This window comes from Marinomonas sp. BSi20584 (genome assembly GCF_002792415.1).
In the GTDB taxonomy this organism is placed as follows: Bacteria; Pseudomonadota; Gammaproteobacteria; order Pseudomonadales; family Marinomonadaceae; genus Marinomonas; species Marinomonas polaris.
In genome coordinates, this window is sequence record NZ_KZ454879.1 from 124,443 (window position 1) to 137,923 (window position 13,481).

Annotated in this window: 11 protein-coding genes; 6 read left to right on the forward strand and 5 right to left on the reverse strand. The window is 42.9% G+C overall.

What is annotated here, in order from left to right; all coding sequences use genetic code 11:
* Positions 1–5: 5 nt before the first annotated feature.
* Both TY87_RS12060 and TY87_RS12065 read right to left on the reverse strand, forming a co-directional pair.
* Entirely contained in the window at positions 6–1,352 is a 1,347-nt protein-coding gene (locus TY87_RS12060) for a sigma-54-dependent transcriptional regulator (protein ID WP_100187262.1), read from the reverse strand.
* On the reverse strand, positions 1,345–3,039 hold the full coding sequence (locus TY87_RS12065; RefSeq protein WP_100187263.1) for a sensor histidine kinase: 1,695 nt from the start codon (positions 3,037–3,039) through the stop codon (positions 1,345–1,347). Before TY87_RS12065 ends, TY87_RS12060 begins: the two co-directional genes overlap by 8 nt.
* 244 nt (positions 3,040–3,283) lie before the next feature.
* Here TY87_RS12065 and TY87_RS12070 point away from each other — a divergent pair, with 244 nt between their 5' ends.
* From TY87_RS12070 to TY87_RS12095, 6 genes are all read left to right on the forward strand, one after another.
* Positions 3,284–4,252 carry a PstS family phosphate ABC transporter substrate-binding protein gene (locus TY87_RS12070; protein ID WP_100187264.1) on the forward strand — a complete coding sequence of 323 codons (969 nt, stop codon included), beginning with the start codon at positions 3,284–3,286 and terminating at the stop codon, positions 4,250–4,252.
* Positions 4,253–4,384: 132 nt separating this feature from the next.
* Positions 4,385–6,646, forward strand: a complete 2,262-nt coding sequence (locus TY87_RS12075) for an ABC transporter permease subunit (RefSeq protein ID WP_198432082.1) — start codon at positions 4,385–4,387, stop codon at positions 6,644–6,646.
* A gap of 11 nt (positions 6,647–6,657) precedes the next feature.
* Positions 6,658–8,358 (forward strand): phosphate ABC transporter permease PstA, encoded by a 1,701-nt coding sequence (gene pstA / locus TY87_RS12080; RefSeq protein WP_100187266.1) that lies wholly within the window; start codon positions 6,658–6,660, stop codon positions 8,356–8,358.
* Positions 8,359–8,378: 20 nt separating this feature from the next.
* Positions 8,379–9,209 (forward strand): phosphate ABC transporter ATP-binding protein PstB, encoded by an 831-nt coding sequence (gene pstB / locus TY87_RS12085; protein WP_100187267.1) that lies wholly within the window; start codon positions 8,379–8,381, stop codon positions 9,207–9,209.
* Between the two features lie 14 nt (positions 9,210–9,223).
* On the forward strand, positions 9,224–9,937 hold the full coding sequence (gene phoU, locus TY87_RS12090; protein ID WP_100187268.1) for a phosphate signaling complex protein PhoU: 714 nt from the start codon (positions 9,224–9,226) through the stop codon (positions 9,935–9,937).
* A 147-nt stretch (positions 9,938–10,084) separates the two neighbouring features.
* Complete coding sequence (locus TY87_RS12095; protein WP_100187269.1) at positions 10,085–10,585, forward strand: GAF domain-containing protein; 501 nt, start codon at positions 10,085–10,087, stop codon at positions 10,583–10,585.
* Positions 10,586–10,601: 16 nt separating this feature from the next.
* On the opposite strand, the gene TY87_RS12100 is transcribed toward TY87_RS12095, so the two are convergent.
* The 3 genes from TY87_RS12100 to TY87_RS12110 are packed head-to-tail and all read right to left on the reverse strand — an operon-like array spanning position 10,602 to position 13,298.
* Positions 10,602–10,934 (reverse strand): Hpt domain-containing protein, encoded by a 333-nt coding sequence (locus tag TY87_RS12100; RefSeq protein WP_100187270.1) that lies wholly within the window; start codon positions 10,932–10,934, stop codon positions 10,602–10,604.
* The gene (locus TY87_RS12105; protein ID WP_100187271.1) at positions 10,927–12,768 is read right to left on the reverse strand and encodes a sensor histidine kinase; all 1,842 of its coding nucleotides are present in this window, start codon (positions 12,766–12,768) and stop codon (positions 10,927–10,929) included. Before TY87_RS12105 ends, TY87_RS12100 begins: the two co-directional genes overlap by 8 nt.
* Positions 12,769–12,770: 2 nt before the next feature.
* On the reverse strand, positions 12,771–13,298 hold the full coding sequence (locus tag TY87_RS12110; protein ID WP_100187272.1) for a putative pterin-binding protein: 528 nt from the start codon (positions 13,296–13,298) through the stop codon (positions 12,771–12,773).
* Positions 13,299–13,481: the final 183 nt, after the last annotated feature.

A 13,481-nucleotide genomic window follows, 5' to 3' on the forward strand; every position in this document is an offset into this window, starting at 1 on the left:
TGAGTTTAAAGATCTATATGAAGTCTTTGTATTCTGCGTTTTAACGCGTGCCTAGATATGCCGAGTTGTTCAGCCGCAAGGCCTTTTCTGCCGCCACATTTGCTTAAAGCACTTAGGATTAGCTCTCGTTCTTTGTTTTCTACTGACGAAGAGTAATTTGAGTCCTCTATTTTAGGCTGTAGTGGGCCTTGTCGATATTCGCTTGGTAAATGTTTTGGCATGGCTGCTTGGCCTGGATACAAAATAGTAATGCGTTCGACTAAGTTTTTGAGTTCCCGAATGTTACCCGGCCACGAGTAGGCTTTAAGTTGGAAAATAACGTCATCGCTCCAAATTGGCGGATTACAGCCTTCTTGTTTTGCAAACTGCTCACTGAAGAAACTTACTAATAAAGCAATGTCCTGCGTTCTCTCACTTAGCGCTGGGGCATTAATTGGTACCACATTGAGTCGGTAATACAAATCGGTGCGGAAAGTACCGGCATCAACGGCCTCTTTAAGGTCTTTGTTGGTGGCAGCAATGACCACGACATTGGCTTTGCGTTCTTTTCCTCCACCGATGGAGCGATAAACGCGATTCTCTAGAAACGTCAGTAATTTTGCTTGAATGGCTAATGGCATTTCGCCAATTTCATCTAAAAATAATGTGCCATTATCTGCTAGTGAAATAAGACCATCTCGCTTTTGTACCGCGCCAGTATAGGCACCGCGTTCTGCACCAAATAGCTCTGCCTCGATAAGCTGTTCAGGTAGTGCGGCACAATTTATTTCGATAAAAGGGGCATCATCAAAACGAACATCGTGCAAGCTGCGTGCAATTAAGGCTTTCCCTGTTCCAGATTGGCCTGAGATCAAAATGGTTTTAGCAGCACTACTACCTACTTGTTCTATCATGTCACGGAGTTGTTGGGTGCTATGGCTATTGCCAATAATACGATGCGTATGGATTTGCTTAGAGCGCAAAAAGCGCAGTTCTTTTGATAGCCTCTGCTGTTCACCACAGCGACGAATTAAAAGTTCTAACTCATCGATATCAAACGGTTTGGTGATGTAGTCGAGCGCGCCTTCTTTTACTGCTTTTACTGCGGTTCTAGTATCACCATGTGCAGAAATCATGATGACTGGCGTGTCAGCAGATAGGCTTTTTAACTGAGTTAATACGTCTAAGCCGGACATATCTGGTAGGCCTAAATCCAATAACACGACGTCTGGAACTAAGGTTGTAAATGTTTTTATACCCTCGGTTCCAGAATACGCCGCGTGGAGATCCATGTTTTGGTCATTAAGGGAGAACTGGATGCTGCGAACCAAGTTGGGTTCATCATCTATTACCAAAACAGTTAGGCTACTCATATTTATCTTCTTCTATTCGGTCGTTTTGAAAACATAGTTGAACTTTAGTGCCTGTATTCTCCTGACTTTCGATGGAAAGTTCAGCATGGTTGGACTTGGCTAATACATGACAGATTGCTAATCCTAATCCTGTGCCCGCAGACTTAGTAGTAAAGAAAGGTTCCGATACTCGTGGCATGAGTGATGCTGGAATGCCTTTACCATTGTCGGTTACGGATAAAATAATTTGCCCATCTTTCTTTGATCCAAGCAAGGTGATTTGCCCACCTTCTGTTGGCATTGCCTGAATCGCATTGAGTATTAAGTTCATTAAAATCTGTCGAATATGAGACAAATCGGCAGTTATCTCAAGTAAAGGGTCGCAGTCTAGCGTAATCCCAACATTTTGTTTTCTGGCTGACGCGTTTACCAGTGCTCGAATACCTTCTAGTAGCTCTAGCAAGCTTATTTTCTCTAATTTTGGTTGTGTCGGTCGAGCGAAGTTTAGCAAGTTTTCAATGACTCGATTAACGCGCTCTATTTCTTCTTCAACCATCACCAGCATTTCATTATGTTGCGGGTTGGATTCTCGCTTAATTAAAGTTTGTATCGTCATACGGATAATGGTCAGCGGATTTCGAATGTCATGAGCTAATCCCGCCGCCAGTTGTCCTAATGAGGCTTGTCTCTCCATTTCTACTGATGCTTGAATTACGTGATGTAGTTGTAAGCGCATGCGATCAATGGCTAAGGTTAACCGTTTTAATTCTGTTCCTGGTTGCAATGGCACTGGTGAGTCTAAATCGCCAGCAGCAATACTTTCGACGCGATCAATGAGTTTATCCAGTTGTCGGTTTAAGCGTTTTGAAATATACCAATGCAGCAGTAATAGGCCTGCGGCGGTAAATAGTACCAAGAGAATCAGCCAGTAACGCATTTCTGCACTTGGTGGGCTAGAAAGATCTTTGTTTTGACGCAGCTTTAGTGACCAGTTGGGCAGCAAATCATAACTGGTGTTAATGCTTGTATCTTTGTCCACAGGCTGACCGACGATATCAAATAAACGATCACCAGGAACATCTAATAATGGTGTATAAATACCATCGACACCGAGTATCTTGGGTATAGAAGCGAGCGAATTAAAGCGCAGAATAATGCCGATGTATGGCGCATGTTCGATGGCAAAACTGCTGGTGTTGATTTGTTTTAATAATAAGACGGAAGAGGGTCGATCAAATGAATAGGTTTCTGGACCATAAATGCCAGCGTCTTCAAATTGTGTAACAGGATAGATCAAGGATTGATTGTAGCGGTTTTGCGAGTAGGCGTATTCAGGAAAGCTCCACAAGTATTGTTTGTGCTCATCAAAAAATGCAATGCCATAGACATTTTGTAAGTCTGTTTGAATTCTTAGCAAGGTTTGCAATTCAGACGACAACGACTGAGCTCCATCAAGCGTATAAATTTTGGGGTTGTCTAATTCATCGGCTAGGACATCAAGCTGATAAAGTCGCTCACGAAGATTAGCCTGAAATTCATTCTGAACAGTCGCAACGCGAGTACTTAATTGTTCACTCGATATTTTTATAACTAGCTGATTCAGATAAGTGTCATAGAGTCCGGAAAAAACCAATAATGGCACGAGCGCTACTACTAGGGACAATAATAAGTAACGATTAGATAAGCGTTTATTTTGACGTTTGAGCAACTTAGTGGGCCCTTTCAATGGCGTAGTGTTGGAATATGTTACAGCGATTAAAATCGTATGGACAAAGAAACTTGCTGTTTGCTCGTGACGATTTCCTATTGGTTTTGTAAAGACTCATAATTTATTTTTGAAATATTTCATTGTTTAACATTTCTGTCACATATCTTTCCTATAGTACAAAGCATCGAACGAGCTATGGGCAGTTGCTCATAAATATTTGACTACAACCACTGAGGTTTATGTGATGAAAAAACTAGTTGCAGGTTTAGCGATGACAGCGGCAGTAAGCGTTTCTGTTAACGCTTTTGCAGATGTTGATTCAAATTTGATGTCTTACAGCAAAGCAAGTGGCGTTTCTGGCAATATTTCAAGTGTTGGCTCTGACACCCTAGCAAACTTGATGACATTGTGGGCAGAAGACTTTAAACGTCTATACCCAAATGTAAACATCCAAATTCAAGCGGCTGGTTCTTCTACTGCGCCACCAGCTTTGACTGAAGGTACTTCAAACTTCGGCCCTATGTCTCGTACAATGAAAGACAAAGAAATCGCAGCGTTTGAGAAAAAGTACGGCTACAAGCCAACAGCTATCCCAGTGGCTATCGATGCTCTAGCGGTATTCGTACATAAAGATAACCCAATCAAAGGTTTGTCTCTTCCTGAAGTAGATGCGATTTTCTCTTCTACTCGTAAGGGTGGCCACAGCGAAGACATCACTAACTGGGGTAAAGCTGGCCTAGACGGTGCTTGGGCTAAACGCGACATTCAATTATTTGGTCGTAACTCAGTATCTGGTACTTACGGTTACTTCAAAGAGCACGCGCTTTTTAAAGGTGACTTCAAAAACAGTGTAAATGAGCAACCTGGTTCTGCTTCTGTTGTTCAGTCTGTATCAACTTCTCTTAACGGTATTGGTTACTCTGGCATCGGTTACAAAACGTCTTCTGTACGTGCCGTACCTTTGACTAAGAAAGACGGTGGCGAGTTTGTTGATGCAACGATTGAAAATGCAGCGACTGGCAAATACCCACTGTCTCGTTTCCTTTACGTTTACGTAAACAAAGCGCCTAATAAGCCGCTTGAACCACTACAACGTGAGTTCGTGAAAATGGTTCTTTCTAAAATGGGCCAAGAGGTTGTCGTAAAAGACGGTTATGTACCTCTTCCAGCGAAAGTAGCTAGTAAATATCTGAAAGATCTAGGTATTAACTAAGCAGCGCTGTAGTGAGCTACGGATTAGATGCTTAAAGTAGGAGGGCCGAAACGCTCTCCTACTTTTCTCTGTGCAGTAGGCTGTCACACTACTGTCACATAAAAAAATGTCACACAACAAAGATGAATGCGGATGACTAAATCAACTGACCATCAGATGCCTGAGCTGGATTTCAATACGCCAGCTTTAAAGCGTCATCGTAAAATTCGCGCCCTGAAAGACCGTATGGCTGGAATGGGTATTGCCGTGGGTGGCAGCAGTGTTATTTTGGCTGTGCTGCTGATTTGCTTCTATTTACTTTATGAAGTGGCGCCATTGTTTTCTAGCGCTAGTATTGATCCTAAGGCGAGCTACACCTTGCCTGCACAGGATCAAGGTGAAAGCCTTTACTTAACTACCGAAGAGCAAGCTGAAATCGGTATGCGAGTGGCGAGTAATGGTAGTATTGTCTTCTTCTCTGTTGCTGATGGCAGCGTGATCAATATTGTCAAAAATCTTCGTACTGAAAAAGTCACCGCCTTTGCTATTGAATCAGATACTAGCCATTTAATGGCGTTTGGTTATGAAGACGGTAAAGCGCTGATTGTAAAACATGATTACAAGACTTCTTATCCTGGTGGCGAGCGTAAAATTACGCCAGTGGTTGAATACCCATATGGTGAAGAACCTGTTGATGTGGCGGATTTCGCGATCAAGAAGCTAGCGCTTCGTGATGGCAGCGACAGTTTAACCATGGCGGCGATTGGTGATTCAAGCAGCGCCATCACTAAAGTAACGAAAGACGTTAACTTTATCACTGATGAAGTGGAATTGAGCGAGCAGAGCGAGCCATTACCTTTCGTTCCTGATGTAGCCAGCATGCTACTGAGTGGTGATCAGCGTTACCTATATGTGGCGACGCGTTCTGGTGCCATGAGTGAGTTTGATCTGCGAGATTTCGATAATATCGAGCTTAAAAATGAAATGTCACTGTTCAAAGACGCTAGTACCAAACTTATTTCGATGACCTACCTATTGGGTAAGTCTTCTATCATGGTAGCGGACTCTTCTGGTCGAGTGAGCCAGTGGTTTAACGTTCGTAACGATGATACCAACGAAGAAAAACTCACTTTTATTCGCGATGTTAAACAACCTGTTGCCTTAGTCGATTTGGCAATGGAGCAACGTCGTAAAGGTTTTGCTACCTTGGATGAGCGTGGCTTGGTTGCTATCTATAATGCAACATCTACTCGCCAAGTTTTGAATGAAAAACTGAGTGATAAAACCGCTCGCCTAATCAGCTTTGCACCACGAGCAAACGGTTTGTTGTTAGAAGACAGCAAAGGTGTGCATTTCTTCCACGTAGACAACGAACACCCAGAAGTATCTTGGTCCTCTTTGTGGGGCAAGGTGTGGTACGAAGGTTACCAAGAGCCGACTTACACTTGGCAGTCTTCTGCGGCGAACAATGACTTCGAACCTAAATACAGCTTGATGCCATTAGCATTTGGTACCTTGAAAGCAGCATTCTATGCGATGTTAATGGCGGTGCCTTTGGCGATTTGTGGTGCTATCTATACAGCTTACTTCATGGCGCCTGCATTACGTCGTAAGATCAAACCTGTGATCGAATTGATGGAAGCCCTACCAACGGTAATTTTGGGCTTCTTAGCGGGTTTGTTCTTCGCGCCCTTCTTAGAAGAAAACCTAGCAGCAACGTTCAGTATTTTCGTCGTTCTGCCGGTTGGTATTCTACTATTTGCTTATATTTGGTCACGTTTACCTCAGCAAATTCGCTGGTTGGTGCCTGATGGCTGGCAGCCATTGTTGCTTATTCCAGTTATCGTATTTTTAGCTTGGTTCTGTTTGGCGATGAGTCCAATCATTGAATTGAACTTCTTTGGTGGCAACATTCGCGGCTGGATTACTCATGATCTTGGTATTACCTTTGACCAACGTAACGCGCTGGTGGTTGGTTTTGCCATGGGCTTTGCGGTTATCCCGACTATTTTCTCTATTACTGAAGATGCCATCTTTAGTGTGCCAAAAGCCTTAACTCAAGGTTCATTAGCATTGGGTGCTACTTACTGGCAAACCATGACTCGCGTGGTGTTACCGACCGCGAGCCCTGGTATTTTCTCTGCCGTTATGATTGGTATGGGTCGTGCCGTGGGTGAAACCATGATTGTACTGATGGCAACGGGTAATACGCCGATTATGGATTTCAACATATTCGAAGGTATGCGGACTCTAGCAGCCAACTTGGCGGTAGAGGTGCCAGAGTCTGAGGTGGGAAGTTCTCACTATCGTATCTTGTTCTTAGCGGCGTTTGTGCTCTTTATCTTCACCTTTGTGGTGAACACAATCGCTGAAACCGTGCGTCAGCACCTACGCAAAAAATACGGGTCGCTATAATGAGTACTCAAATGAAAATGAAGAAAAAATCCGTATCTGAATGGGTCAAGTCTGGTGATCCATGGGTGTGGCTAAACGCAGGCGCAGTAGCCATTTCAGTCATCATGGTTGTAGGTTTGTTACTGCTTATTGCAGTGCGTGGTTTAGGGCATTTTTGGCCTGCGGATGTGGTAGAAACACATTACGCTTTGCCAGGTGAATCTGAATACAATCTTGTTGCAGAACGAGTTGAAAGCGTGGAAGTTCCTGCGGCCCAGTTACGTGAAGCGGGAATTGCTATTCCAGATCAACATCAGTTGATGCAACGTACTCTCATGAAAACCGGTAACCGTGATGTGTACGGTTCGGATTTTCGTTGGGTTATCGATGAATATCTAACCGACACTAAACGTCCAGAAATGTTATTCACCGCTGAGCGTCGTGAATGGGGTAACTTATATGGTTACCTTAAAGCAGTGAAAGAAGATGGCAAGATCGTTTCTGAAACCACAGACTTGACGCCAACTGATTCGGCTATGGCGACATGGAATGCGTTTGAGAAGAGCATTGAACGTGCAGCCGTTCTTTTCGATGAGATCCATGAAATTGAGAAAAAAGACATTGGTAAGATCAACTACGCATTGGAGCGTATTCGTCTTGAGCAACGTCGTTTAGAACTAGAAAACAAGCTAACACCAGCGGCAGCGGCAGATCTTGCAGCAGAACGTGGTCAATACGATGAAGAGTACAAAGGCCTTCAGCAAAGCCTGATCGACCTTTATGCCAAAATCAACCGCGATACCTTTGTTGTGCAAGTGATGGACGGCTCTGTGCATGAAATGCCGGTAGCCAAGATTGTTCACGCTTACCGTGCTAATGCGATGGGCGTGCCTCAGAAGATGAGTTTTTACTTCACTAAATTGTGGGAATTCTTGTCAGACGAGCCGCGTGAAGCCAACACAGAAGGTGGTGTGTTCCCAGCCATTTTCGGTACTGTCATGATGGTTCTGCTGATGACGGTTCTGGTGACACCATTTGGTGTGGTTGCGGCGGTTTATCTTCGTGAATACGCGTCTCAAGGTTGGGTAACTCGTATTATTCGTATCGCGGTAAACAATTTAGCAGGTGTACCTTCTATCGTTTACGGTGTGTTTGGTTTAGGTTTCTTTATTTACTTTTTAGGTTCCGGTATTGACCAAGCGTTCTTCCCAGAAGCCTTGCCATCTCCAACCTTTGGTACCGGTGGTTTGATGTGGGCGTCTATCACGTTAGCATTATTGACGGTACCTGTCGTGATTGTGGCTACTGAAGAAGGTTTATCACGTATTCCTCGTAACGTGCGAGAAGGCAGCTTGGCTCTGGGTGCAACTAAGTTTGAAACCTTGTGGCGGGTGGTGTTGCCAATGGCGAGTCCGGCTATTATGACTGGGGTTATTTTGGCGGTCGCTCGTGCGGCAGGTGAAGTGGCACCATTGATGTTGGTTGGGGTAGTGAAACTAGCGCCATCATTGCCATTGGATGGTAATTACCCTTACATCCATTTAGATCAAAAATTCATGCACCTAGGCTTCCATATTTATGACGTTGGTTTCCAAAGTCCTAACGTGGAAGCGGCACGACCTCTTGTGTACGCAACAGCCTTATTGCTTGTGGTGGTTATTGCTTTGCTGAATTTGTCAGCAGTAACGATCCGAAATCATTTACGTGAAAAATACAAATCGCTGGAAATGTAAGCGGCGGAGAAGAGATTATTATGAGCGACGTTAAAACACACTCAATTGATATTTCAGCAATGCAGCGTAGCCAACAGGCGTTGCGCATTGAAGATGAAACCGTTTGCCTATCTGTAAACGATTTGCACCTGTATTACGGTGAAAAAGAAGCGCTGAAAGGCGTAAACATGGTCATTCCAGAAAAAAAGGTAACAGCGTTTATCGGGCCTTCTGGTTGTGGTAAATCGACGTTATTACGTTGTTTTAACCGTATGAATGATTTGGTAGATGGTTGCCGTATTACAGGTGAGCTCAACTTACGTGATGAGAATATCTACGCTAAGGGCACAGACGTTGCTGAGCTACGCCGTCGTGTTGGCATGGTGTTCCAGAAGCCAAACCCGTTCCCCAAAAGTATTTATGAAAACGTCGCTTATGGCCTTCGTATTCAGGGTATTAATAAAAAGCGTCTGCTTGATGAAACGGTTGAATGGGCACTTCGCTCTGCGGCGTTATGGGACGAAGTAAAAGATCGTCTACATGAAAGCGCTTTGGGTATGTCAGGTGGTCAGCAACAGCGTTTGGTTATCGCTCGTACGGTTGCGGTAAAACCAGAAGTGTTATTGCTGGATGAGCCTGCTTCAGCGTTGGACCCTATTTCAACCTTGAAGATCGAAGAGTTGATTCATGAGTTGAAAAACGAGTTCACTATCGCGATTGTGACACACAACATGCAGCAAGCAGCGCGCGTATCTGATTACACAGCGTTTATGTACATGGGTGATTTGATTGAGTTTGGCGACACGAACACTTTGTTCACTAACCCAAGCAAACAACAAACAGAAGACTACATCACGGGCCGCTACGGCTAGGCGGAGGACGCATTATGAAAGAATTAACAACGGATCATATTTCCCAGCAGTTTAACAATGAGCTGGAATTGCTTCGCCAACACTTTTTGACCATGGGCGGTGTTGTTGAAAACCAAGTGCAAGACGCAGTACAGGCTTTATTAGATGCGAATGGTTCTTTGGCAGAAGACGTGAAAAACCAAGATGCTACGGTAAATCAGTTAGATGGTTTGATTGACGAAGAGTGCCGTCGTATCTTGGCTAAGCGCCAACCTGCAGCATCTGATTTGCGTATGGTTTTGTCGATTAGTAAAGCGGTCAGTGAGCTAGAGCGTATTGGCGATGAAGCGAAGAAAATTGCTAATCTGACATTAAACCTGATCAATGAAGGCGAGTCTCCTCGTGGTTACGTAGAGATCAATCGTATCGGTCAAATGGTATCTCGCATGATTCATGATTCTTTAGATGCATATGCGCGTTTAGACATTGAAGCGGCTATTAAGGTGGCGAAACAAGATCGAACTGTGGATCAAGAATACAATACCGCAATGCGTTCTTTGGTGACCTATATGATGGAAGATCCACGCAGTATTTCTCGTGTGATTAACGTGATTTGGGTATTACGTTCTTTGGAGCGTATTGGTGATCATGCTCGTCATACCTGTCAGCATTTGATCTTCATGGTAAAAGGTGTTGATGTTCGTCATGTGAATGTGAATGACCTTTCTGCCGATATGAATAAAAAATAAGTGTTATGGTCGATCTCTTGGTCCTCTTCATGAGCCAAGAGATCGAATTTTTCTGGTTCTCTCATTTTTTATTATTGCCCTTCCTACCTTCTTCTTTCCATTGACTTTGTTATCATCAGTTTTTCGTTTTAACTGGTGTGAAATACGATGTTTACCATAGAAACTCATTCTACTGGCTCTTCTGAAGAGTTTTATCAAGAGCTCAACGCTCAGTTAGCTGCTTTGCTAAGTGGTGAGCGCGATTTTATCTGTAATGCCGCGCAATTTTCAGCGTTTGTTATGCAAACCGTAACGGATCTGAATTGGTCGGGTTTCTATTTTGCTCGTGGTGAGGAATTAGTACTCGGGCCTTATGTGGGTAAGGTGGCTTGTACTCGTATTCCATTCGGTCGCGGAGTATGCGGTAAGGCAGCACTTACTTTGCAGACTCAACGTATTGAAGATGTTCACGCATTTGACGGCCATATTGCCTGTGATGCAGCATCGGCGAGCGAGGTCGTCATTCCTGTTGTGGTGGGAGGTCAGCTAATGGCTGTGTTTGATATGGATAGCCCAAAAGTAGGTCGATTCTCTGATGTTGACCAAGCCGGTCTAGAGTCTTTTGTAGCGACTTTTATTGAAGCTACAGATTTTAGCTGGTCAATTTAACTGTGTTAATTTTTTGTTATAAAAAGTACGCTTCAAGCTCGTCTAGTGATGCTTGATGAATGGCGGGCAGGCCATCGATGATGGTTTGCATTCCTTGCTCAATATGCTGTGTTGCTGCTGTTTCTATTAACTGGCATTGTTTAGCAAATATCTGCATAGCCATATTTAAACTGGCGGACTTGAGTGAATGACTCACTTGCTTCAATTCTTGATGGTCTCTTTTTTCCCAAGCTTGCATGAGCTGGGCCATTTTCTCATTGCTGTCGTCAACAAACTCCAAGCGTATTGTGTTAATTGTGTCCTTTCCTAGTAGCTGAATAAGAGAATCTAGATGGGCGTGATCAATCATTTTTATGGGCCTTTGACGATGTTTCTTGGGATGCTGTTATTTGATATGAAAAGAGGCTCGCAATAAGTGGCTCTAGTTGGGTCTGAGTAAGTGGAAATTGTAAAGGCATGATTGGGTATTCTGAGTTGTTAACCGCTTGAGGGTGATAGCCAAGAATAGGGCATGACTTTGTTTTCCATTGTTGTAGTGCATCATAGCCATCGCGTTCGAATCTAGGAGTATTACCCAGAATAACCATATCGTAGTTTTTGTATTCTTGCAGGCTACCATCTTTTGAAATAACTGCGTCGATATTAAATGCTGCTAGCTGCAAACTAATAATTTTAGCTAGGTGTATGTCTGTTTCAATGATCAATGCTTGCGTTTGATCTGGGCATTGAAAGTTTAGCTGTTTTGTCGACGGGCAATCGTTGGGTACATAAAAAGGTATATCTACCCAAAATTCACAGCCTTTTTGCGGTGCGCAGGAAAAATGCATCTCACCTTGCATTAGATAAACTAATTTGTGGCATAACGCCAGACTCAAGCCGACTTTACTGGGTAGAGGTCCTTCTTTTTGCATAGGTAAATACGGGTTTACTCTTAAATTTTGTTGTAACTCATTTGGCATGCCTAGCCCAGTGTCTCTAAGGGCAATTTGTAGTACTCGGATTTCTTTTGTGTCTGTAGCTAGTGGCATTTGAGGCGCACTTAGTGCTGAGGGTCTAATTTGCAAACTAATGCTACCTGATGGCGTATGTGTGATGGCATTTTGCAGCAGCGCAACAATGATTTCTTTCGTCCTAATAAAATCTAGGCTGATATCTTTGGGCAAAAGAGGGTCAATATAGAGGATGCTTTGTAAGTTTTTCCGCGCCATCTGAGGCTCAAAAATAGCAAGGCAATCTTCAACACTATTTTGGAGATACTCGATCGTTGGATTAAGTGTTAGCTGCTTGGCATCAATTAATGCTAAGTCAGAGAGCATTTCTATGGTTTGAAGTAATTGATGACCTGATTCGTCAATATGCTTTGATAGCACCTTTATGTCATTTTTTGACGTCGTACAATTTAGTGTTTTAGCCGTTCCTAGAATAGCATTTATAGGAGAGCGTATTTCTTGATTCACGAAGGAGAGTAAATTGGCTTTATCTTCGTTAATTGTTTGGATGCCTAGCTTAAGATCTTTGTTACGCCTAATGACATTTTTAAGTTCAGTTAATCCTTTTACTGTAAAAAAGCATAAACACAGTAAACAGGCTAACAGTGCCATTGAGAGCAGTTGAATATCATCTAAGTTTTTCTGCAAGGTTCTATGTTGGTTACTGATGAACTCATTGCTGCCTTTGTTTACTAAAGTGACAAATTCGTTGATTTGATCTTCGATACGTTGAATACGTTCAATTAAGTCGGGTAGATAGGAAGTATCGCCATTTTCTATTTTAGATAAATTGAAACTGAGTAGCTCTAACTCACCGTTAATAATATTCAATAGCCTCGTTGTACGTCCTCCTTCGAAAGTGCGAATTAGAGAGCCAACATCTCCTTGTCTAAGCAAGTCTACTCGACTCATTAGCAAGTCATATTCAAAGAAGGCATTGCCGTTCAGAGGGTAATCGCTATCTTCTAATGCTATTAAGTAATTAAGAAAACGATATGATTGTATTTGTAGTTGTAGAGTGTTCCATAAAGAGCTTTCAAAAACGCGCCGACTGTTGTTTTTTGAGCTATCACTGGTGTAAGTGATAATGCCGAATACAGCAATGGTGATGGCAATAATAAAAGCTATAAAACCATACAGTACCCATAGCTTGAATTTGGATAGCCAAGTATTCCCTTTAAACAAGCGCTCCATTTTTACTCCGTTACCACAATTGCTTTGATGCGATCAATTTGCCAGATGGAGCGACCATAAAATATTTCTGATTTGAGCTCTTCACGCTCATCGAATGGATAGATCACCATAATGGGACCGAGATTTCTAACACTCATCGGCTTTCCGTCTAGATGAGTTGCTAAAATCGCGCCGTTTTCCGTAAAGTCACTAAGGGGGATTTCAGTCATGTACTCATTAAGAGCTGTGACTTGTAAAAATGTAGCTGTACTACCTAACTGTTTTAATAGGTCCGCGGCAGAAAAACCTTGGTAAGTGTGAATGCCTTTTGTCCATGGATTATGGGTAGTAATGAAATGTTGTGGCAAGGTCTCTAACATGGCTAAATCAAAAGCCGATTCTTGTTCTGAATTTGAGGTATTAATCGCCCCAGATACAGTCAGTATTACTCTACCTTTCGGTTTATCTGCTGCGTAGGACGCAATAGAAATAACACCTAAAAACAGTAATACAAGAGGATTTAGATTTGTATAAGAAGAGCATAAACGCATGAATAAGAGCCTAACTTAGTTGCTTGACTGATTTTTACTCTATGATAGACAAAAATAGCGAGCTTGTGTGATGAATACTCGCTTTGAAATGAAAGAATAGCGGGTTTTAGAGACAATTAAGCCGTTTTTGGTACTCTTAATTGAGAAACCTCAAAACGGCTTAATTGGTTTTGCCTGTATCTT

Coding starts and splice junctions, on each gene's coding strand:
- TY87_RS12060 (WP_100187262.1), bottom strand. CDS start 1,352: ATGAGTAGCCTAACTGTTTTGGTAATAGATGATGAACCCAACTTGGTT.
- TY87_RS12070 (WP_100187264.1), top strand. CDS start 3,284: ATGAAAAAACTAGTTGCAGGTTTAGCGATGACAGCGGCAGTAAGCGTT.
- TY87_RS12075 (WP_198432082.1), top strand. CDS start 4,385: ATGACTAAATCAACTGACCATCAGATGCCTGAGCTGGATTTCAATACG.
- pstA (WP_100187266.1), top strand. CDS start 6,658: ATGAAAATGAAGAAAAAATCCGTATCTGAATGGGTCAAGTCTGGTGAT.
- pstB (WP_100187267.1), top strand. CDS start 8,379: ATGAGCGACGTTAAAACACACTCAATTGATATTTCAGCAATGCAGCGT.
- phoU (WP_100187268.1), top strand. CDS start 9,224: ATGAAAGAATTAACAACGGATCATATTTCCCAGCAGTTTAACAATGAG.
- TY87_RS12095 (WP_100187269.1), top strand. CDS start 10,085: ATGTTTACCATAGAAACTCATTCTACTGGCTCTTCTGAAGAGTTTTAT.
- TY87_RS12100 (WP_100187270.1), bottom strand. CDS start 10,934: ATGATTGATCACGCCCATCTAGATTCTCTTATTCAGCTACTAGGAAAG.
- TY87_RS12105 (WP_100187271.1), bottom strand. CDS start 12,768: ATGGAGCGCTTGTTTAAAGGGAATACTTGGCTATCCAAATTCAAGCTA.
- TY87_RS12110 (WP_100187272.1), bottom strand. CDS start 13,298: ATGCGTTTATGCTCTTCTTATACAAATCTAAATCCTCTTGTATTACTG.